The organism is Streptomyces sp. NPDC023481 (genome assembly GCF_055560195.1).
Map to the genome: position 1 here is coordinate 81,029 of NZ_JBVHJE010000014.1, position 20,946 is coordinate 101,974.

Below are 20,946 nucleotides of genomic sequence, written 5' to 3' on the forward strand. Positions count from 1 at the left end.
CGGCACCGGCGTTTCCGTGTCCGTGAGGCGCTCTTGACTCGATCATGAAGTGACATGAGCCTGGCACCTTGTTCGCCGCTGTGGCGGACCACCGCTAGGGGGGTTCATGAGACACAGAGCGAGATCGATCCTCGCTGTCGGCGCGCTTCTGATCGGCGGAGCGAGCCTCGCACCCACAGCCCAGGCACACAGCGCGCGCCCGGCACCCTCCGGGTCGGACCAGGTCAAGGTCTTCCGCGCCGAGGTCACCCGGCAGCAGGTACCCCTGCTGCTCAAGGCCGGCCAGGACGCCCACGAACTCGGTGAGCAGGCCGCTCCGGGCGGCAGGACCTGGGTGGAGGTCTACCTCACCGACCAGCAGGCCGCCCGGCTGCGCAAGCAGGGCGTCACCCTCACCGAGCACACCCTGTCGGCGCGGACGGAGGCCCGGGTCGAGGGCGCCGCGCAGCACGTGTTCCGCCCGTACAGCGGCAGCGGCGGGCTCAAGCAGGAGATCCTGCGGACCGCCCAGGCCCATCCCGGCCTCACCAAGGTCGAGTCCATCGGCAGGACCGTCAGGGGCCAGGACATCCTCGCGCTCAAACTGACCAGCGACGCGAAGAAGTCGAGGGACGGCTCCAAGCCCTCGGTGCTGTACCTGTCCAACCAGCACGCGCGCGAGTGGATCACGCCCGAGATGACCCGGCGGCTGATGCACTACTACCTGGACCACTACCGGACCGACAAGCGGATCAAGAAGATCGTCGACTCGACGGAGCTGTGGTTCGTCCTCTCGGCCAACCCGGACGGCTACGACTACACCTTCAAGGACGCCGGCACCCGCCTGTGGCGCAAGAACCTGCGGGACGTCAACGGCGACGGGGTCATCGGCACCGGTGACGGCGTCGACCTGAACCGCAACTTCCCCTACAAGTGGGGTTACGACGACGAGGGTTCGTCCCCCAACCCCACCAGCGAGACCTACCGCGGCGCGAGCCCCGGGTCCGAGCCGGAGACCAGGGCGCTGGACGGCTTCGAGAAACGCGTCGGCTTCCGGTACGCCGTCAACTACCACTCCGCGGCCGAACTGCTCCTGTACGGCGTCGGCTGGCAGGTGGCCACCCCCACCCCCGACGACGTCCTCTACAAGGCGCTGGCCGGCACCCCCGGCCACTCCGCCGTCCCCGGCTACCACCCGCAGGTCTCCTCGGAGCTGTACACCACCAACGGCGAGGCGGACGGCCACGCGTCGAACGTCAACGGGATGGCGATGTTCACCCCGGAGATGTCGACCTGCCAGACCGCGTCGGACGCCGATCCGGACGACGCCTGGAAGAGCCAGGACTGCCAGTCGGTCTTCAACTTCCCCGACGACGAGAAGCTGATCCAGCAGGAGTTCGCCAAAAACGTCCCGTTCGCGCTCTCCGTCGCCGAGACCGCCGTACACCCCGACAGGCCGGCCTCCTCGGTCGGGCTGAGCGCCGCCGACTTCACCCCGGCCGCGTTCCCGACGTCGTACTCGCGGGGCACCGGCCAGGAGGTCTCCGCCGTCATCCGCAAGGCGGTCCGGCACAAGCAGGTGAAGTACCGCGTCAACGGCGGCCGTACGCACGACCGGGCACTGAAGCCCTGGAAGGGCGGTCAGACCTACGGCGGCGGGGACAACCTGTACTTCGACGAGTACCGCGCCACAGTGAAGGGCGGGAGGCCCGGCGACAGGGTCCAGGTGTGGTTCACCGGCGAGACCGGGAAGGGGAAGAAGGTCTCCAGCACCCGCTTCACCTACACCGTCGCCGAGCGGCCGCGGGCCGACACCCTCGTGGTCGCCGAGGAGGGCACGGCCGCCACACGGGCGCAGACGTACGTGGACGCGCTGAAGGCCGCGGGGCACCGGGCCCTCGTCTGGGACGTGGCCACGCAGGGCGCCCCGGACGCACTCGGCGTGCTGAAGCACTTCCGGACGGTCGTGCACTACTCCGGTGCGAACGGCCCCGCCAACGCCACCCAGCTCCAGCTGCGCGCCTACCTCAACGAGGGCGGCAGGCTGATCGAGGCCGGCGAACTGGCCGGCGGCAGCGTCGACCTGGGCGACGGCACCCTCTCGGACGACTTCAGCCAGTACTACCTGGGCGCCTACAGCCGTACGTCGACCAAGGGGGCCACCGGATTCACCGGCTCCGGTGCGCTCGGCGGCTTCACCGGCGCCCTCGGCGACGCGCCCGGCAACCCGCTCGACAAGGCCGGTACCTACGGCGTCACCTCCGACGAGCTGCCGGTCGCCCGGTACCCGCAGTTCCGGAGCGCGGGCGCGGGCACCTTCGCCGGGACCGTCAACCCGTACGGGCCGTACGCGGGCTCCGGCATGGCGGCCGCCGTGCACACCGACGACGCCTACAAGCGCCTCATGCGCACCATCGACCTCACCGGTGTGACCGCGGCCGACAAGCCGGCCCTGACCACCCGCCTGCTGTGGGACACCGAGCCCGGCTACGACCACGCGGTGGTCGAGGCGCACACCGTGGGCGCCGACGACTGGACGACCCTGCCGGAGGCCGGAGGGGCCACGGGGACGGCCGTGCCGGTGGACTGCGGGGCCGGGTTCCTGATCGGCGAGCACCCCTGGCTGAAGCACTACCTGACGCTCTCGGGCAACACCTGCACCGCCACCGGCACCACCGGCTCCTGGCACAGCCTCACCGGGAGCTCCGCCGGCTGGCAGCAGGTGAGCTTCGACCTGAGCGCGTACGCCGGCCGGTCCGTCGAGGTCTCGATCAGCTACATCACCGACCCCGGCACCGGCGGCCACGGTGTCCTCGCCGACGACGCCTCGCTGGTCGTGGGCGGCGCGGCGCGGGAGACCGAGGGCTTCGAGTCGTCCCTGGGCGCCTGGAGGGCGGCCGGCCCGCCCGCCGGCAGCCCGGCGGTGCTCAAGGACTGGACGCGCACCGGAACCCTGTTCCAGACCTATGGAGCGGTCACCACGGACGACACCGTGCTGCTCGGTTTCGGCCTGGAACAGGTGCCGTCCGCGGCCGACCGGGCGGCTCTGCTGCGGAAGGCGTACCACGCGCTCGACAGGTGACCCGACAGGTGAGCGGAACCCCCTCTCAACGGTGCGCGGACGGGGTACTCATCAACTGAGCCGACCCGCTCACGAACGAGTGAAGGAACCGTCAGAAGTGCCCCGCATTCCGTAAGGAATACGGATGAAACCGCTGCCGATCCGAGGCGGTCCGTACCCCTACTGGCGGGTACGGACCGCCTGCCCGTGTATGGGACATCTCGATGTCACCTCGGGGCCCTCAGAGAGGTAGGGTCGGTGGTGGTCGGGGACATCCCAAACAGAGCTCGCCGGCACCGCATGGCCGGCGTACCAACGAGGAGATCGGTTCGTGACGATCCGCGTAGGCATCAACGGCTTCGGCCGCATCGGGCGTAACTACTTCCGCGCGCTGCTGGAGCAGGGGGCGGACATCGAGGTCGTGGCGGTCAACGACCTGGGTGACACCGCGACCACCGCCCACCTGCTCAAGTACGACACCATCCTGGGCCGCCTCAAGCAGGAGGTCACCCACACCGCCGACACCATCACGGTCGACGGCCACACCATCAAGGTGCTGTCCGAGCGCAACCCGGCGGACATCCCCTGGGGGGAGCTGGGTGTCGACATCGTCATCGAGTCCACCGGCATCTTCACCAAGAAGGAAGACGCCGCGAAGCACATCGCCGGCGGCGCCAAGAAGGTCCTCATCTCGGCTCCGGCCAAGGACGAGGACATCACCATCGTGATGGGCGTCAACCAGGACAAGTACGACCCGGCGAACCACCACGTCATCTCCAACGCCTCCTGCACCACCAACTGCGTGGCGCCGATGGCGAAGGTCCTCGACGAGAACTTCGGCATCGTCAAGGGTCTGATGACCACGGTGCACGCGTACACGAACGACCAGCGCATCCTGGACTTCCCGCACAAGGACCTGCGCCGCGCCCGTGCCGCCGCCGAGAACATCATCCCGACCACCACCGGTGCCGCCAAGGCCACCGCCCTGGTCCTGCCGCAGCTGAAGGGCAAGCTGGACGGCATCGCCATGCGCGTCCCGGTCCCGACCGGCTCCGTCACCGACCTGGTCGTGGAGCTGGGCCGCGAGGTCACCAAGGAAGAGGTCAACGCCGCCTTCCAGAAGGCCGCCGAGGGCGAGCTGAAGGGCCTCCTCGACTACACCGAGGACCCGATCGTCTCCTCGGACATCGTCAACGCCCCGGCCTCCTGCACCTTCGACTCCTCCCTGACCATGGTCCAGGAGGGCAAGAACGTGAAGGTCATCGGCTGGTACGACAACGAGTGGGGCTACTCCAACCGCCTCGTCGACCTCACGGTCTTCGTCGGCAACCAGCTCTGATCGCCAGCAGGACCCCGAAGTGAGAGCAGGGCCCGTGCAGCGCACCGCCGCGCTGCCCGGGCCCTGCTCTCACGTACTGACCACGTCCTTTTACGATCAGGTGCACCACGAGCCCTCCTGTAGGAGTCCACTCAATGAAGACGATCGACGAACTTCTCGCCGACGGCGTGAGCGGCAAGCGGGTCTTCGTCCGCGCCGACCTCAACGTGCCGCTGGCCGACGGGACGATCACCGACGACGGCCGCATCCGCGCCGTCCTGCCGACCATCAAGGCCCTCGCCGACGCCGGCGCCAAGGTGATCGTCGCCTCGCACCTGGGCCGCCCCAAGGGCGCCCCCGACCCCGCCTTCTCGCTGCTGCCCGCCGCCGAGCGTCTCGGTGAACTCCTCGGCGCGCCGGTCGCCTTCGCCGAGGACACCGTCGGCCCGGCCGCCCACGACGCCGTCGACGGCCTCCAGCCCGGCCAGGTCGCGGTCATCGAGAACCTGCGCTTCAACCCCGGCGAGACCGCCAAGGACGACACCGAGCGCGGCGAGTTCGCCGACCGGCTGGCCGCCCTCGCCGACGTCTACGTCGGCGACGGCTTCGGCGCGGTGCACCGCAAGCACGCGTCCGTGTACGACCTCCCGGCCCGGCTGCCGCACTACGCCGGCTCCCTGATCGCCACCGAGGTCGGCGTCCTGAAGAAGCTCACCGAGGACGTCAAGCGCCCCTACGTCGTCGCGCTCGGCGGCGCCAAGGTCTCCGACAAGCTCGCCGTCATCGACCAGCTGCTCGGCAAGGCCGACCGGCTGCTCATCGGCGGCGGCATGGCCTACACCTTCCTCAAGGCCAAGGGCTACGAGGTCGGCATCTCCCTCCTGCAGGAGGACCAGGTCCCCGCCGTCACCGAGTACCTGGAGCGCGCCGAGAAGCAGGGCGTGGAGCTGGTGCTCCCCGTCGACGTCGTGGTCTCCCGGGAGTTCCCGGACCTGAAGACCAAGGCGCCCACCGAGAACACCGTGGTCGACGCGGACAGCATCCCCGCCGACCAGGAGGGCCTGGACATCGGCCCGAAGACCCGAGAGCTGTACGCCTCGAAGCTCGCCGACGCCGCGACCGTCTTCTGGAACGGTCCCATGGGCGTCTTCGAGCACCCCGACTACGCCGAGGGCACCAAGGCGGTCGCCCAGGCGCTCGTCGACTCGTCCGGCTTCAGCGTCGTCGGCGGTGGTGACTCCGCCGCTGCCGTGCGTACGCTCGGCTTCGACGAGAACGCCTTCGGCCACATCTCGACCGGTGGCGGCGCCTCCCTCGAATACCTCGAGGGCAAGACGCTCCCCGGCCTCGCCGCACTGGAGGACTGACCCCGCATGACGACCCGCACGCCGCTGATGGCGGGCAACTGGAAGATGAACCTCAACCACCTCGAGGCCATCGCACACGTCCAGAAGCTCGCCTTCGCCCTGGCCGACAAGGACTACGAGGCCGTCGAGGTCGCCGTCCTGCCCCCCTTCACCGACCTGCGCTCGGTGCAGACCCTGGTCGACGGCGACAAGCTCAAGATCAGGTACGGCGCCCAGGACATCTCCCCGCACGACTCCGGCGCCTACACGGGTGAGATCTCCGGCCCGATGCTGACCAAGCTCAAGTGCACCTACGTGGTCATCGGCCACTCCGAGCGCCGCCAGTACCACCAGGAGACCGACGAGACCGTCAACGCCAAGGTCAAGGCGGCCTACCGGCACGGCCTGACCCCGATCCTGTGCGTCGGCGAGGAGCTGGACGTCCGCCAGGCCGGCAACCACGTCGCCCACACCCTCGCCCAGCTGGAGGGCGGTCTGAAGGACCTGCCGGCCGAGCAGGCCGAGACCGTCGTGATCGCCTACGAGCCCGTGTGGGCCATCGGCACCGGCCAGGTCTGCGGCGCCGACGACGCGCAGGAGGTCTGCGCCGCGATCCGCGCCAAGCTCGCAGAGCTGTACTCGCAGGACGTGGCCGACAAGGTCCGCATCCAGTACGGCGGCTCCGTGAAGTCCGGCAACGTCGCCGAGATCATGGCCAAGGCCGACATCGACGGCGCCCTGGTCGGCGGTGCCTCGCTGGACGCCGACGAGTTCGTCAAGATCGTGCGCTTCCGCGACCAGTGATCCCGGTTGTGAGTAGGCGGTAGCCGCGATACGTCGTACCCTTGCGGGGGCACAGCCGAGGTGCTGTGCCCCCGTCGTCCATCCGAATCCGAGGAAGTTGGTCCAGCCGTGGTTTTGGGGTTCTCGATCGCCCTGATCATCTTCAGCCTGCTGCTGATGCTGCTGGTGCTGATGCACAAGGGGAAGGGCGGCGGCCTCTCCGACATGTTCGGCGGCGGCATGCAGTCCTCCGTCGGCGGCTCCTCGGTCGCCGAGCGCAACCTCGACCGGATCACCATCGTGGTCGGCCTGCTGTGGTTCGCGTGCATCATCGTCCTCGGCATGCTGATGAAGACGACCAGCTGACAACCGAACAGCACATTCCGCTCGTAAAGCCCCATGTTGGGTACGCGCCCCCGAGCGCGGCCTATCATGGGGCTTGCGTCTGGATATGGGGGGCCGGTAACTCCAATCACTGGACGCGCGTTGGGCCTTACGTAGACTGAGGCGCTCGCAGCGAAGCGAAACGCCGACTCGCTTCGCGGCACCATCACGCAGGGAGTTACGACCGTGGCAAGTGGCAACGCGATCCGAGGTAGCCGGGTCGGGGCGGGGCCGATGGGCGAGGCCGAGCGCGGCGAGTCCGCGCCGCGTCTGCGCATCTCCTTCTGGTGCTCCAACGGGCACGAGACGCAGCCCAGCTTCGCCAGCGACGCGCAGGTTCCCGAGACCTGGGACTGCCCGCGCTGCGGCTTCCCGGCCGGCCAGGACCGGGACAACCCGCCGGACCCGCCGCGTACCGAGCCGTACAAGACGCACCTCGCGTACGTGCGGGAGCGGCGCAGCGACGCGGACGGCGAGGCGATCCTTGCCGAGGCGCTCGCCAAACTGCGCGGCGAGATCTAGGACTTTCACCGGCCGGGCCCCCGTGGGCGTCCGGCCGGAGCCGTATCCGCCCGGCGGTGCCGACCGATTGTCAGTGGTCTCCTCTACGGTTTTGCGTGAAGGCGTGAACCGTGAGGGGGAGTTGTGACAGCGGTCGGGGCGGTCGGGGCGGTCGGGATGGCGGAGCGGCGTGCGCCCGCGTGGCGCGGGGGTTTCGGACGGCTGTGGAGCGCCGCAGTGCTCTCCAGCTTCGGTGACGCGCTGCGTACGGCCGCGCTGCCGCTGCTCGCGGCCTCGCTGACCGACCGGCCCCTGCCCATCGCCGCCGTGACCGCCTGCGGCTACCTGCCGTGGATCGTCTTCGGCCTGTTCGGCGGGGCGGTCGCCGACCGCGTGGACCAGCGGCGGGCGATGTGGACGGCGGACGCGGCACGCGGACTGCTGGTCGCCGCCTTCGCGGTGGCCGTCGCCCTGGGACACGCCTCGATCGGCCTGCTCATCGCCCTCGCCTTCGCACTGACCACCCTTCAGACCCTCTTCGACAACGCGGCCACGGCCCTGCTGCCCGCGCTGGTGGACCGGGAGGCCCTGGGCGGTGCCAACGCCCGGCTGCTGACCGGGCAGAGGATCAGCGGCGGTCTGCTCGGGGCGCCCGCCGTGCCGGTCCTGATCGCCGCCGGGATGGCCGCGCCCTTCGCGGCCGACGCGGTCACCTTCCTCGTGGCCGCCGCGCTGGTCGCGTCCCTGCGGACCGGCGCGCCCGAGCGGGCGCCGGCTCCGGCGGGCGCCACCCTGCGCCGGGACATCGCCGAGGGGCTGCGCACCCTGTGGCACGACCGGGCCCTGCGCGGGCTGTGCGCCTCCACGGCCCTGTGCAACATCGGCATGGGCGCCCTGATCGCCACCCTGGTGGTCCTCGTGACCGGCCGGCTGGACGCGGGCAGCGGCGGATACGCGGCGGCGGCCACCGCGTACACCGTCGGCGGGCTGGCCGGGGGAGTGGCGAACCGGCGGATCACGGCCCGCACCGGCGCCCTGCGGGCCGTGCTGCTCGCCGGCACCGTGCAGATCGGCGCCCTCGTCGTCATGGGCACCGTGCGCAGCCTGGCCGCCCTGATGGCCGCCCTCGCGGTCTTCGGGTTCATGGGCATGCTGTGGAACGTCAACTCCACCACCCTGATGCAGCAACGCACCCCCGCCGGCCTGCTCGGCCGGGTCGGCTCGGCCTTCCGCACCCTGGCCGTCGCGGGTGCCCCGCTGGGCGCGCTGCTCGGCGGTGCCGTGGCCACGGTCTGGGGGCCCGGCACGCCGGCCCTGCTCACGGCCGCGTTCTTCGTCCTGTCCGTCATCGCGCTGATACCGGTCCGCGCGGCGGACGTACCTGTGGTCGCGCCGGACGACGGCGTCACCGCGGCTCACGCCGTGCGGTGATCAATTAGGTTGGAACAGCTGGGACAGGCACGAAAGAAGGCTGAAGTCGGATATGAACGCAGACGGCCGCACCAGGCTCCACCAGACGCCCGAATGGACCGCGCTCGCCAAGCACCGGGAGGAGCTGGCGGACACCCACCTGCGGGACCTGTTCGCCGCCGACCCCGCGCGCGGCACGGGGTACACACTCCAGGTCGGCGACCTGTACCTCGACTACTCCAAGCACCTGGTCACCGACGAGACGCTGCGGCTGCTGCGCGAGCTGGCCGCGGCCACGGACGTCTTCGGCCTCCGTGACGCCATGTTCCGCGGCGAGAAGATCAACGTCACCGAGAACCGGGCCGTGCTGCACACCGCGCTGCGCGCCCCGCGCGACGCGGTGATCGAGGTCGACGGCGAGAACGTGGTGCCGGCCGTGCACGCCGTGCTCGACAAGATGGCCGGCTTCGCCGACCGGGTCCGCTCCGGCGAGTGGACCGGCCACACCGGCAAGCGCATCCGGAACGTCGTCAACATCGGCATCGGCGGTTCCGACCTCGGCCCCGCGATGGCCTACGAGGTGCTGCGCGCCTTCACCGACCGCGACCTCACCGTCCGCTTCGTCTCCAACGTGGACGGCGCCGACCTGCACGAGGCCACGCGGGACCTGGACCCGGCGGAGACGCTGTTCATCATCGCCTCCAAGACCTTCACCACCATCGAGACCATCACCAACGCGACCTCCGCCCGGAAGTGGCTGCTGGACGCGCTCGGTGACAAGGCGGCGGTGGCCCGGCACTTCGTGGCGCTGTCCACGAACGCGGAGAAGGTCGCCGAGTTCGGCATCGACCCGGACAACATGTTCGAGTTCTGGGACTGGGTCGGCGGACGGTACTCGTACGACTCAGCGATCGGTCTGTCCCTGATGATCGCCATCGGTCCGGACCGCTTCCGCGAGATGCTCGACGGTTTCCGGATCGTCGACGACCACTTCCGCACCGCGCCCGCCGAAGCCAACGTCCCACTGCTGCTCGGGCTGTTGGGCATCTGGTACGGCAACTTCCACGACGCCCAGTCGCACGCGGTGCTGCCGTACAGCCACTACCTCTCCCGGTTCACCGCCTACCTCCAGCAGCTGGACATGGAGTCCAACGGCAAGTCCGTCGCCCGGGACGGCAAGCGGGTCGAGTGGCAGACCGGACCGGTGGTGTGGGGCACGCCCGGCACCAACGGGCAGCACGCCTACTACCAGTTGATCCACCAGGGCACCAGGCTCATCCCGGCGGACTTCATCGGCTTCGCCGAGCCGGTCGCCGAGCTGAGCGGTGAACTCAAGGCCCAGCACGACCTGCTGATGGCCAACTTCTTCGCCCAGACGCAGGCGCTCGCCTTCGGCAAGACCGCCGAGGAGGTCCGCGCGGAGGGCGTGCCCGAGGAGCTGGTACCGCACAAGACCTTCCAGGGCGACCGGCCGACGACCACGATCCTCGCCCGGGAGCTGACCCCGTCCGTGCTCGGCCAGCTCGTCGCCCTCTACGAGCACAAGGTGTTCGTGCAGGGCGCGGTGTGGAACATCGACTCCTTCGACCAGTGGGGCGTGGAGCTGGGCAAGGTCCTCGCCAAGCGGATCGAGCCCGCGCTCACCGAGGGCGCCGAGGTCCCGGGTCTGGACGCGTCGACCAGGGCGCTGGTCGCCAGGTACCGGGAGCTGCGCGGCCGGAGCTGAGCCCGCGGCCACCGCCCCGCCCACCGCACGGCCCTGCCCGCTCAGCCCTCGCTCAGCCCCCGCTATCCCACCGCGCTCAGCGTGTCCGCGAGGCGGCGGTGGGCCGAGCGGGTCGCCGGCAGGGTGGCCAGGGCCGCCGCGCCCAGGACGGCGGACGTGCCCAGCAGGAGCAGCAGGCCGGGGGAGGGGGACTGGGCGATTCCGGCGCCGATGCCGCTGGAGCCGCCCTGGGCGTCGATCAGCCGGCGGGCCAGCGGCAGCCCGAGCGCGATACCGGCGACGACCGCCGCCAGGGCCGTACAGCTCGTCGCGGTCACGGTGATCGCGGTGATCTGCCGGGGAGACATGCCGATCGCCCGGAGCGCCAGGACGTCCCGCTCGCCCTCCCGGACGGTGCCGCCGATCGCGGTGAGCAGCTCGACCAGTCCGATGAGGGCCAGGACGGCGATCAGCCCGGCGACGACACCGCGCAGCGGGGACAGCCCGTCGGCGGGGTTCGTCACGGGGTGCACCTCCAGGTGGCCGCGGCCGGCGGAGGCGAGCGCGGTGGCCACGCGGTGCGGGTCGGCGCCGGGGCGCAGCCGCAGCTCGTAGAAGGCGGGGGCCAGACCGGGGTCGTTCTCGCGGAGGGTGTCCAGGGAGGTGGTCACGACCCGGCCGGCGTTGCGCGGTTCGAGGGTGCGGCCCACGATGTGCAGGATCTGCGGCCGGTCGCCCACCGTCATCCGCACCCAGTCGCCGACCCGCGCGTGCAGCACGTCGAGCAGGCCCTGGCCGGCCACCGCTTCGTCCGGTCCGCGGGGGGCGCGGCCCTCGGCGAGGGCGTACGGGTAGGGCTCGGCGCGGGTGCCGACGCCGCGCAGGGCGATGGTGCCGGTCTGGCCGGGGACCAGCGCGGCCACCTCGACACCCGGGTAGGCGGCGCGGACCCGGGAGTCGCGCGTGAGCACGGCCCGTACGCCGGACGCGTCCAGGGCGCCGTCCGAGCGGACCGTGAGCGTCGTCGGCAGTCCGACCCGCTCGGGGCTGCTGTGGAAGCGGTCGAGCGTGGTCCAGGCGCTGAGCGCCACGACGATCAGCAGCAGCGGCAGGGTCAGCCGGGCCACGGTGGCCAGGGACCGGCCGCGCCCGGCGAACGCCTTGTGGCAGCCGAGGACCAGCGCGGCCGGCAGCCGCAGGCCCAGCGCCCGCCGGGCCGGTCCGGTCAGTCCCCCGCCCCTCGTCGCGGCCGGGCGCGGCACCGGAACCGGCGGCACCCGGCCCGCCCGCCAGGCCGCGAGCCCCGTGGTCAGGCCGATGAACAGCACCGCGCCCGCCGGTACCGCGCACAGCGCCAGGGTGTGCCCGGGCAGCCCCTGCCACACCCCCACCGCGTCCCCGAGCCGTCCCGGGACCCGGCTGCCCAGCATCTCGGTGAGGGCCGCCGCGGCCACCGCCCCGAGCAGGGCGTACGCCAGGTGCTGGAGCAGGAAGATCCGTACGACCTGGCCGGGCGTGAAGCCGATCGCCTTCAGCACCGACAGGTCGCGCAGGTGTCCGCGGATGCGGGTGGCGATCGCGCCGTGCACCGCGAACCCGGCGGCGACCAGCGCGCCCAGTCCGAACAGCCCGAGCACCTGGCCCAGCAGCCGGCCGGCGCCCTGGGCCTCGGCGCGGGCCTGCTGCCAGGTGGAGACCTCGCCGACCGCGCCGGCGCCCAGTACGGTGACGGCGCGCTGGACGGCGTAGTCGGTGTCGGCGGGATCGTCGAGTCGCAGTCCGATGATCTGGCCGGCGGGGGCGCGCACCGCGGACGGCAACGCCCACACCAGGCCCGGCTGCTCGCCGGGGCGGTACGGGGGGTCGGCGCTGTCGGCGATGCCCTCGACGGTGAGGGTGCGGGCGGTGCCGGGCAGGGACAGGGTGTCGCCGGGCTCGGCCAGCAGGGCACGGGCCAGGCTGCTCTCCAGTACCACCCCGTCCGGCGCGGCCGGGTTCAGCCAGTGTCCGGCGGTGAGCAGGGGCCGGCCGACGGTGGGCGGGCGGGGAGTGCCGCGCAGCTCGACGGAGGCGCGGGCGCCGCGGACGGCGACGGTGGCGGGCTCGGTGCGGTAGGGGCCGGCGACGGAGGTGACGCCGTCGAGCCGGGCCAGCCGGCGGGCGTCGGCGGAGGGCGCGGTATGCAGCCACACGTGGGCCCCGCGCGTCTCGGCGAAGGTCCGCTGCCAGGGGTTGGTGGCGTAGCCGAACAAGGCGGTGGCCAGCAGCAGGGAGGCGACGATGCCGGCGGTGGCCAGCACCAGGAACAGCGCCTCGCCGCGGTGTGTCCGCAGGTCGGAGTGCGCCCAGCGCAGCGTGGCCCGCATGTCCCTCAGGTCCGGCACGGTCAGTCCCTCAGCTCCAGGACCCCGGAGATGCCGGGCCGCCGGGGCGACGGCGTCGCGTCCAGGGTCGCGTCGTCGGCGATGCGGCCGTCGAAGAAGCTGATCACCCGGTCCGCGGCGCTGGCCAGCCGGGCGTCGTGGGTGACCAGGACGATGCTCTGGCCGCGCGCGTGGAAGCGGGACAGCAGCCGCATCACCTCGCGGGTGCCCCTGCTGTCCAGACTGCCGGCCGGCTCGTCGGCGAGCAGCAGCGGCGGATGGTTGACCAGTGCCCGGGCCAGCGCGACCCGCTGCTGTTCGCCGCCGGACAGCTCGCCCGGCATGCTGCGCTCCTTGCCCTCCAGGCCGAGCTCGGCCAGGAGCGCCTCCCGCTCCGCGCGGGCCTTCCTCGGCGGGACGCCGGCCAGCAGTGCGGGCAGCTCGACGTTGTCGGCGACGGACAGGTTCGACACCAGGTTGAAGAACTGGAAGACGATCCCGATGGCCTTGCGGCGCTCCACCGCCCAGCGGGCCTCGCTGAAGGAGTCCGTGCACCGGCCGTCGAGCCAGACGCTGCCCGCGTCCGGCCGCTGCAGGCCGCCGAGCAGGTGCAGCAGCGTGGACTTGCCGGCCCCGGAGGGCCCGGTGATCGCCACGAACTCGCCGCGGGCCACGCTCAGCTCCACCCCGCGCACGGCGTGCGCGGGCGCGCCCTCGCCGTGGTGGGTCTTCACCAGGCCCTCGGCGCGCAGCACCTCGGTGGGCTGCTCGGTCATTCCAGTTCCTCCTGGCACCGCTCCAGCCAGTCGAGGTCGGCCTGCAGGTGCAGCATCGCGCCCTCGATCAGCAGCTGGGCGATTCGGTTGTCCCGGTTCTCGGCCGCGGCCAGTTTCGACAGGTCGCGCATGGTGTTGAGGTACTGGCGCCGCTGCCGGTTGATGAGGGCGATCCGGTCGGCGAGACCGGTCTCCGAGGCCAGGGCGAGCTTCATGAAGAACTCGTCCCGCACCCGCGGCTCGTCCTCGGTCTCCTCGAACCAGACGCGCAGCGCCTCACGCCCGGCCTCGGTGAGGTGGTAGACCTTCTTGTTGGGCCGGCTGGACTGCTCGACGTCCTCGCCCGCGATCAGCCCGGACTTCTCCAGGCGGCCGAGGGTGACGTAGATCTGGCCGACGTTCGGCTGAGGGTACGCGGCGCCCAGCAGTAGCTCAAGGTCCTGCTTCAGCTCGTAGCCGTGGGCCGGGCCGCGGGCGAGGAGTGCCAGGAGGGGCAGGCGCACTCGTGCTGTCCTCCTGTCTGCTCCATGTGCTCCAGGCCCTAGTATCGCGCATACCTAACGGGTATACATGGCCTCGGTCCTCGGACGAGGGTGGGCAAGGGTGCCCGTGGTACCGGTGTACAGGGAGGAACCTATGCGGTGGATACACGCCGCCGGTAGGGGCCTTCTGGTTCTCGTGGTGCTCCTGGCCGGGTACGTCACCTCCGGCGCCCGCGCCGGCGAGGCGGCCGGCGGCGGGCGCGGCCCGCTCACCCTGGCCACCGCCGGCGACCTGACCGGCTATCTCGGCCCGCTGCTGAAGGGCTGGAACCGCACGCATCCCGGCGAGAAGGTCACCCTGGTCGAGCTGCCGGACTCCGCCGACGAGACGCACGCGCAGATGACGACCGACCTGCGCGGTGGCGACCGGGGCCGGTTCGACGTGCTGAACATCGACGTCGACTGGACCTCGGAGTTCGCGGCGGCCGGCTGGATCCGGCCGCTGCCCCGCGACCGCTTCCCGCTGGACAGCTTCCTGCCGCCGGTCGTGGACACGGCCACGTACGAAGGACGGCTGTACGCGGTCCCGTACGTCACGAATGCCGGACTTCTCCTGTATCGCAAGGACATACTCGCCAAGGAAGGCGTGTCCCCGCCGCACACCTGGGCCGAGTTGGAGCGCGACGCGAAGACCATCGCGCCGAAGTACGGACTCGACGGCTACGCGGGCCAGTTCCTGCCCTACGAGGGCCTGACCGTGAACGCGGCCGAGGCGGTGTACTCGGCCGGCGGCACCATCCTCGGCGGCGAGGGCACCCGCGTCACCGTCGACTCGGCCGCCGCCCGCGAGGGCATCGGCTTCCTCGCCCGCGGCCTGCGCGAGGGCTGGATCCCGAAGCGGGCGCTGACCTACAAGGAGGAGGAGTCCAAACAGGCCTTCCAGGACGGCCGGCTGCTCTTCCTGCGCAACTGGCCCTACGCCTACGCCGTCGCCTCGGAACGGGGCTCGAAGGTCGCCGGCCGGATCGGCGCCGTACCGCTGCCCGGCCCCGACGGCCCCGGAACGAGCGTCCTCGGCGGCTCCAACCTCGCGATCAACTCCCACGCCCGGCACCCGGACTCCGCCGCGCGCCTGATCGCCTACCTCACCAGCGCGCCCGTGCAACGCGAGGTGCTCACGCGGGGCGCGCTGCCCCCGGTGCGCGCCGGGCTGTACGAGGATCCCGCGCTCATCAAGCGGTTCCCCTATCTGCCGACCCTGCGCACCGCCGTGCTCACCGCCCGGCCTCGCCCCAAGAGCCCGCACTACGACCAGGTCAGCCTGGCGGTGCAGGCGGTCGCGCAGGACGCGCTGACCGGGCGCCAGACGCCCGGGCAGGCCGTGTGCCGGCTGGCGCGCGAACTCGACGCCATCGCCCACCGCTAGTTACTTGTTAAGTAACGCCACCATCACGACTGCTGTCGTGTTGGGGTGATTTGTCGACGTTTGCCAGCTCAACTGGCCGGTATCTTCTGTTCATTTCGTTGACACCTGCGTGAGCCTCCTACCTAACATGCATGCATAACAGCCCCCCTTCCAGAGACAGGTACCAAGGGTTGAACAGGCATCATTGGTGGCGGGACGCCGTGATCTACCAGGTGTACGTCCGCAGCTTCCTGGACAGCACCGGCGACGGCATCGGCGACCTCGCGGGCGTCCGGGCCGGGCTGCCGTACCTGAAGAAGCTCGGCGTCGACGGGATCTGGCTGAGCCCGTTCTACCCCTCGCCGCAGCACGACCACGGCTACGACGTCGCCGACTACCGCGACGTCGACCCGGTCTTCGGCGACCTCGCCGAGTTCGACCTGCTGATGGCGGCCGCCCGGCGGCTCGGCATCAAGGTGCTCCTCGACATCGTCCCCAACCACTGCTCCAGCGAGCACCCCTGGTTCCGCGAGGCCCTCGACAGCGCCCCCGGCAGCCCGGCCCGCGCCCGTTTCCACTTCGCCGACGGCCGCGGCCCCGACGGCGCCGAACCGCCCAACAACTGGCACGCCATGTTCGGCGGACCGGCCTGGACCCGCGTCCCCGACGGCCAGTGGTACCTGCACATGTTCACGCCCGAGCAGCCCGACTGGAACTGGCGCAACCCCGAGATCCCCGACGAGTTCGACCGCACCCTGCGGTTCTGGCTCGACCGGGGCGTGGACGGCTTCCGCATCGACGTCGCCGCCGGCCTGTTCAAACACCCCGGCCTGCCGGACTCCGACGACCCGGAGGCCGACGCCCGCACCCGCGACTCCGTCAACCCGCTCGCCTGGAACCAGCCCGAGGTGCACGGGGTGTGGCGCCGCTGGCGCGCCCTCTGCGAGGAGTACGGCGCCCGCGACGGCCGTGAACGCCTGCTCGTCGGTGAGGTCTCCGTCCCCACCGCCCGCGAACACGCCCTGTACGTCCGCCCCGACGAACTCCACCAGGCCTTCTTCTTCGACCTGCTCGGCGCCCCCTGGGACGCCGACGCCTTCCGCAAGGTCGTCTCCGAGGCCATGCAGGACATCGCCGGCACCGGCTCCACCGTCACCTGGGTCCTCAACAACCACGACCAGGTCCGCACCGTCACCCGCTACGGCGAGCCCGTCCCCGGGGGCAGCGGCCTCGGCGCCGCCCGCGCCCGCGCCGCCGCACTGCTGATGCTGGCGCTGCCCGGAGCCGCGTACATCTACCAGGGCGAGGAACTCGGCCTGCCCGAGGTCGTCGACCTGCCCGACGACGTGCTCACCGACCCGATCTTCCGGCGCACCGGCAGCCGCGCCCGGATCCGCGACGGCTGCCGGGTGCCGCTGCCCTGGTCCGGGCAGGCCTCCCCGTTCGGCTTCAGCTCCGGCGCCGAGGGCGCCAGGCCCTGGCTGCCTCAGCCCGAGTACTTCGCCGAGTACGCCACCGACCGCGCCCTCGCCGACACCCGCTCCTTCTGGCACCTGTACCGGGAGGGCCTGCACCTGCGCCAGACCCTGCCCCAACTGGGCGAGGGCCCGCTGGACTGGCTGGACACCCCACCGGGCGTCCTCGCCTTCGTCCGCGGCGACGGCCTGGTCTGCGCCGTCAACTTCGGTACGGCCCCCACACCCGCGCCGGTCTCCGGCACCCCCCTGCTGTCCAGCGGCCCCTGCCCGCCCGGCGTCCTGCCCGGCGCCACGGCGGCCTGGTGGCTGAACGACCTCTGATCCACCGCCTCCCGAAGGGACATCAACGATGATGCGACGACGTACCCCCCTGCTCACCGGCTGCATTGCCCTCACGCTCGCCCTCGGCGCCACCGCCTGCGGCGGCGGGGACGTCTCCGCCGGCGGCGGCGACAAGGCCCTGAGCGGCCAGACCGTCACCGTCGCCGGCGTCTGGTCCGGCAGCGAGCAGAAGAACTTCCAGAAGGTCCTGGACGCGTTCACCGAGAAGACCGGCGCGAAGACCCAGTTCGTGTCGACCGGCGACAACGTCTCCACCGTCGTCGGCAGCAAGATCGAGGGCGGCAACGCACCCGACGTCGTGATGGTCCCGCAGGTCGGCGTCCTGCAGCAGTTCGCGAAGAAGGGCTGGCTCCGGCCGCTCTCGCCGACCGCCCGGCAGACCATCGGCGCCGACTACGCCCCCGTCTGGCAGAAGTACGGCAGCGTCGACGGCACCCTCTACGGCCTCTACTTCAAGGCCGCCCACAAGTCGACGGTCTGGTACAGCCCCGACGCCCTCACCCAGGCCGGGGTCCGCCCCCCGAAGACCTACGCCGACCTGCTCAAGGCCGGGCACACCGTCTCCGACTCCGGACTCGCCGCCTTCGCCGTCGCCGGACAGGACGGCTGGACCCTCACCGACTGGTTCGAGAACGTCTACCTCTCCCAGGCCGGCCCCGAGAAGTACGACGCCCTCGCCGCCCACCGGCTCAAGTGGACCGACCCGACCGTGGTCAGGGCGCTCACCACCCTCGGCAAGCTGTTCAAGGACAAGCAGCTGATCGCGGGCGGCCGGCAGGGCGCCCTGAACACGGACTTCCCCGGCTCCGTGGAGAAGGTCTTCGGACCCAGGCCCGAGGCCGGCATGGTCTACGAGGGCGACTTCGTCGCCGGGGTCGCCCACGACCAGTACGGCAGGACCGTCGGCAAGGACGCCGACTTCTTCCCCTTCCCCGCGGTCGACGGCGGCACCGCCCCGGTCGTCAGCGGCGGTGACGCGGCCGTCGTCCTCAAGGACGCCAAGAACGCCAAGGCCGGCATGAAGCTCCTGGAGTACCTCGCCACCCCCGAGGCCGCGGCCGTCTGGGCCAAGGCGGGCGGCTTCCTGTCCCCGAACAGGAAGCTGGACCCCTCCGCGTACGGCGACGACGTCACCCGCGCCACCGCCAAGTCCCTGGTCGGCGCCGGGGACTCGGTCCGCTTCGACATGTCCGACCAGGCGCCGGCGGCCTTCGGCGGCACCAAGGGGGCCGGCGAGTGGAAGCTGCTCCAGGACTTCCTGCGCGACCCGTCCGACCCGAAGGGCACCGCGGCGAAACTGGAAGCCGCGGCGGCCAAGGCCTACCAGGACTGAGCGGCAGCACCATGACCGCCACCACCGCTGTGAAGCAGCAGGCGGGCCCGCGGGCCGCCGGCCCGGCGCCCGCGCGCCGCGGCCGGCGCCGCGGCCGGCTCGTCGCCCTGCTGTTCGTCTTCCCCGCGCTGCTCCTGCTCGGCGCCCTCGTCGTCTACCCGGTGCTGTTCTCCGTCGGCCGCAGCTTCTTCGACGCCTCCGGCACCCGGTTCGTCGGCGGCGCCAACTACGCCGAGATGTTCCGCGACCCGGCCACCCTCAAGGCCGTCCGCAACACCACCATCTGGGTCGTCGTCGCGCCCGCCCTGCTCACCGGCCTCGGCCTGATCCTGGCCGTCCTGGTGGAGAAGGTCCGCTGGGCGACCGCCTTCAAGCTGCTCCTGTTCATGCCGATGGCGGTGTCCTTCCTCGCCGCCGGCATCATCTTCCGGCTCGCCTACGACGAGGACCCGGACAAGGGCGTACTGAACGCGGCCGTCGTCTCCGTCCACGACGCCTTCCAGGGCACGTCGACCTACCCGACCGCCCGCGGCCGCGCCGGAGCCCTCACCCAGGACCCGGGCGGCTCCTACCGCACGACCGCCTCGGCGGGCGACTCGGTGGTCCTCCCAATGGTGGGCGTCCTGCCGAAGGACCTGCCCCGCGACGCCTCACCCGCCCGCGCGGCGGCCGGCGAAAAAGCCGCTCCCGACGAGCTCCGCGGGGTCGTCTACCTGGACTTCACCCCCGGCGGGGGCGGCAGGCAGGGCGCGGTCGACCCGAAGGAGAGCGGCCTGCCCGGCATGACGGTCCAGGCGGTGCGCGACGGGAAGACGGTCGCGAGCACCACGACCGCCGCCGACGGCGCCTTCCGCTTCTCCGGACTGGCGCGGGGCCCGTACACCGTGAAACTGCCCGAGTCGAACTTCGCCCCGCCCTACCAGGGCGTCTCCTGGCTCGGCCCGACCCTCGTCACCCCGGCGATCATCGGCGCGTACCTGTGGATCTGGACCGGCTTCGCGATGGTCCTGATCGGCGCCGGCCTCTCCTCGCTGCCCCGGGACGCGCTGGAGGCGGCCCGGATGGACGGCGCGAACGAGTGGCAGATCTTCCGCCGGATCACCGTGCCGCTGCTCGCGCCCGTGCTCACGGTCGTCTTCGTGACCCTCGTGATCAACGTGATGAAGGTCTTCGACCTCGTCTACATCATCGCGCCGGGACCGGTGCAGGAGGACGCCACCGTCCTCGCCACCCAGATGTGGCTGGTCTCCTTCGGCGGCGGCAACGACCAGGGCCTCGGCAGCGCCCTCGGTGTGCTGCTCCTGCTCCTGGTGATCCCCGCGATGGTCTTCAACGTCCGCCGTTTCCGCAGCAGTCAGCGATGAGGAGTCAGTGATGGACGAGCCAACGACGAGGAGCCGGCGATGAACGCGATCAGGCGCGGCCTGGGCAGCAGCCTGGTGCAGGCCTTCCTGGTGGTCGTCGGCCTGGTCTGGCTGACCCCGCTGGCCGGACTGTTCGTGTCCTCCCTGCGCTCGGCCCAGGACACCGCGAAGGGCGGCTGGTGGACGGCGCTGACCAGCCCCGGCCAGCTGTCCTTCGACAACTACTCGGCGCTGCTGAAGAACGCCGGGATGACCCAGGCGTTCTGGAACACCGTGCTGATCTCGGTGCCGGCCACCACCCTGGTCGTCGTCATCGCGGCCCTCGCCGGATACGCCTTCGCCTGGCTGGACTTCCCGCTGCGGGAACCCCTGTTCCTGCTGGTGGTCGCCCTGTTGGTGGTGCCGGTCCAGATCGGTCTGCTGCCCGTCGCCAAACTCTTCGGCGCGCTGGGCCTGTTCGGCACGATCCCAGGGGTCGTCCTCTTCCACGTGGCCTACGGCCTGCCGTTCGCCGTGTTCCTGCTGCGCAACTACTTCGCGGACATCCCGAAGGAGATGCTGGAGGCCGCCCGGATGGACGGCGGCAGCGAGTGGCGCATCTTCACCCGGCTGGTGCTGCCGGTGGGCCGCCCGGCGATCGCCTCGCTCGCCATCTTCCAGTTCCTGTGGGTGTGGAACGACATGCTGGTCGCCCTGCTCTTCGCGGACAGCTCCGCCCAGCCACTGACCGTGGAACTCCAGTCGCAGATCCGCCAGTTCGGGAGCAACATCGACGTCCTCGCGCCGGGCGCGTTCCTGTCCCTGATCGTGCCGGTCGTGGTGTTCTTCGCCTTCCAGCGGCACTTCGTGCAGGGCGTGATGGCGGGGTCGGTGAAATAGCGGAGGCGGGGGCCGGGGCCCCCGCCTCCGTCAGCCG

The 20,946-nt window shown here is 71.5% G+C and carries 16 protein-coding genes; 13 read left to right on the forward strand and 3 right to left on the reverse strand.

Features of this window, described 5'->3' with window-relative positions:
- The first annotated feature begins 106 nt into the window (after positions 1-106).
- The 8 genes from ACZ3ZD_RS25515 (at position 107) to pgi (ending at position 10,508) form a co-directional block, all read left to right on the forward strand.
- A complete protein-coding gene (locus ACZ3ZD_RS25515) occupies positions 107-3,061 on the forward strand; it encodes a M14 family metallopeptidase (RefSeq protein WP_467401578.1) in 2,955 nt (984 codons plus the stop codon).
- Between the two features lie 310 nt (positions 3,062-3,371).
- Entirely contained in the window at positions 3,372-4,379 is a 1,008-nt protein-coding gene (gap, locus tag ACZ3ZD_RS25520) for a type I glyceraldehyde-3-phosphate dehydrogenase (protein ID WP_353756370.1), read from the forward strand.
- Positions 4,380-4,513: 134 nt separating this feature from the next.
- Positions 4,514-5,725 (forward strand): phosphoglycerate kinase, encoded by a 1,212-nt coding sequence (locus ACZ3ZD_RS25525; protein WP_467401582.1) that lies wholly within the window; start codon positions 4,514-4,516, stop codon positions 5,723-5,725.
- Positions 5,726-5,731: 6 nt separating this feature from the next.
- Positions 5,732-6,508, forward strand: coding sequence for a triose-phosphate isomerase (gene tpiA / locus ACZ3ZD_RS25530; RefSeq protein WP_467401583.1), 777 nt, complete (start codon positions 5,732-5,734; stop codon positions 6,506-6,508).
- Positions 6,509-6,616: 108 nt separating this feature from the next.
- The gene (gene secG / locus ACZ3ZD_RS25535; RefSeq protein ID WP_358639936.1) at positions 6,617-6,853 is read left to right on the forward strand and encodes a preprotein translocase subunit SecG; all 237 of its coding nucleotides are present in this window, start codon (positions 6,617-6,619) and stop codon (positions 6,851-6,853) included.
- Positions 6,854-7,057: 204 nt separating this feature from the next.
- Positions 7,058-7,393, forward strand: coding sequence for an RNA polymerase-binding protein RbpA (locus tag ACZ3ZD_RS25540; RefSeq protein ID WP_003976875.1), 336 nt, complete (start codon positions 7,058-7,060; stop codon positions 7,391-7,393).
- A 156-nt stretch (positions 7,394-7,549) separates the two neighbouring features.
- Positions 7,550-8,803 carry an MFS transporter gene (locus ACZ3ZD_RS25545; RefSeq protein ID WP_467401587.1) on the forward strand — a complete coding sequence of 418 codons (1,254 nt, stop codon included), beginning with the start codon at positions 7,550-7,552 and terminating at the stop codon, positions 8,801-8,803.
- Positions 8,804-8,855: 52 nt separating this feature from the next.
- A complete protein-coding gene (pgi, locus tag ACZ3ZD_RS25550) occupies positions 8,856-10,508 on the forward strand; it encodes a glucose-6-phosphate isomerase (RefSeq protein WP_467401591.1) in 1,653 nt (550 codons plus the stop codon).
- Between the two features lie 62 nt (positions 10,509-10,570).
- Here the strand turns inward: pgi and ACZ3ZD_RS25555 are convergent, their stop codons facing one another.
- Genes ACZ3ZD_RS25555 through ACZ3ZD_RS25565 form a run of 3 tightly spaced genes read right to left on the reverse strand, consistent with a single transcriptional unit; the run spans position 10,571 to position 14,129 of the window.
- Entirely contained in the window at positions 10,571-12,853 is a 2,283-nt protein-coding gene (locus ACZ3ZD_RS25555; RefSeq protein WP_467401981.1) for an ABC transporter permease, read from the reverse strand.
- A 20-nt stretch (positions 12,854-12,873) separates the two neighbouring features.
- The gene (locus ACZ3ZD_RS25560; protein WP_467401594.1) at positions 12,874-13,626 is read right to left on the reverse strand and encodes an ABC transporter ATP-binding protein; all 753 of its coding nucleotides are present in this window, start codon (positions 13,624-13,626) and stop codon (positions 12,874-12,876) included.
- On the reverse strand, positions 13,623-14,129 hold the full coding sequence (locus ACZ3ZD_RS25565) for a PadR family transcriptional regulator (RefSeq protein ID WP_467401596.1): 507 nt from the start codon (positions 14,127-14,129) through the stop codon (positions 13,623-13,625). The genes ACZ3ZD_RS25560 and ACZ3ZD_RS25565 overlap by 4 nt, the downstream gene beginning before the upstream one ends.
- A 133-nt stretch (positions 14,130-14,262) precedes the next feature.
- Between ACZ3ZD_RS25565 and ACZ3ZD_RS25570 the strand changes: the two genes are divergently transcribed.
- From ACZ3ZD_RS25570 to ACZ3ZD_RS25590, 5 genes are all read left to right on the forward strand, one after another.
- Entirely contained in the window at positions 14,263-15,534 is a 1,272-nt protein-coding gene (locus tag ACZ3ZD_RS25570; protein WP_467401600.1) for an ABC transporter substrate-binding protein, read from the forward strand.
- A 131-nt stretch (positions 15,535-15,665) separates the two neighbouring features.
- Positions 15,666-17,312, forward strand: coding sequence for a glycoside hydrolase family 13 protein (locus ACZ3ZD_RS25575; RefSeq protein WP_467401602.1), 1,647 nt, complete (start codon positions 15,666-15,668; stop codon positions 17,310-17,312).
- A 28-nt stretch (positions 17,313-17,340) separates the two neighbouring features.
- Positions 17,341-18,666 (forward strand): ABC transporter substrate-binding protein, encoded by a 1,326-nt coding sequence (locus tag ACZ3ZD_RS25580; protein WP_467401605.1) that lies wholly within the window; start codon positions 17,341-17,343, stop codon positions 18,664-18,666.
- Positions 18,667-18,677: 11 nt separating this feature from the next.
- Positions 18,678-20,030 carry an ABC transporter permease gene (locus ACZ3ZD_RS25585; RefSeq protein WP_467401607.1) on the forward strand — a complete coding sequence of 451 codons (1,353 nt, stop codon included), beginning with the start codon at positions 18,678-18,680 and terminating at the stop codon, positions 20,028-20,030.
- Positions 20,031-20,069: 39 nt separating this feature from the next.
- The gene (locus ACZ3ZD_RS25590) at positions 20,070-20,909 is read left to right on the forward strand and encodes a carbohydrate ABC transporter permease (RefSeq protein WP_467401610.1); all 840 of its coding nucleotides are present in this window, start codon (positions 20,070-20,072) and stop codon (positions 20,907-20,909) included.
- Positions 20,910-20,946: the final 37 nt, after the last annotated feature.

Excerpts from the sequence above, each read along its gene's own strand:
- ACZ3ZD_RS25570 (WP_467401600.1), top strand. The coding sequence starts at position 14,263 with ATGCGGTGGATACACGCCGCCGGTAGGGGCCTTCTGGTTCTCGTGGTG.
- ACZ3ZD_RS25560 (WP_467401594.1), bottom strand. The coding sequence starts at position 13,626 with ATGACCGAGCAGCCCACCGAGGTGCTGCGCGCCGAGGGCCTGGTGAAG.
- ACZ3ZD_RS25590 (WP_467401610.1), top strand. The coding sequence starts at position 20,070 with ATGAACGCGATCAGGCGCGGCCTGGGCAGCAGCCTGGTGCAGGCCTTC.
- ACZ3ZD_RS25580 (WP_467401605.1), top strand. The coding sequence starts at position 17,341 with ATGATGCGACGACGTACCCCCCTGCTCACCGGCTGCATTGCCCTCACG.
- pgi (WP_467401591.1), top strand. The coding sequence starts at position 8,856 with ATGAACGCAGACGGCCGCACCAGGCTCCACCAGACGCCCGAATGGACC.
- ACZ3ZD_RS25545 (WP_467401587.1), top strand. The coding sequence starts at position 7,550 with ATGGCGGAGCGGCGTGCGCCCGCGTGGCGCGGGGGTTTCGGACGGCTG.
- ACZ3ZD_RS25525 (WP_467401582.1), top strand. The coding sequence starts at position 4,514 with ATGAAGACGATCGACGAACTTCTCGCCGACGGCGTGAGCGGCAAGCGG.
- ACZ3ZD_RS25555 (WP_467401981.1), bottom strand. The coding sequence starts at position 12,853 with ATGCGGGCCACGCTGCGCTGGGCGCACTCCGACCTGCGGACACACCGC.
- tpiA (WP_467401583.1), top strand. The coding sequence starts at position 5,732 with ATGACGACCCGCACGCCGCTGATGGCGGGCAACTGGAAGATGAACCTC.
- ACZ3ZD_RS25585 (WP_467401607.1), top strand. The coding sequence starts at position 18,678 with ATGACCGCCACCACCGCTGTGAAGCAGCAGGCGGGCCCGCGGGCCGCC.
- ACZ3ZD_RS25575 (WP_467401602.1), top strand. The coding sequence starts at position 15,666 with ATGCATAACAGCCCCCCTTCCAGAGACAGGTACCAAGGGTTGAACAGG.
- ACZ3ZD_RS25515 (WP_467401578.1), top strand. The coding sequence starts at position 107 with ATGAGACACAGAGCGAGATCGATCCTCGCTGTCGGCGCGCTTCTGATC.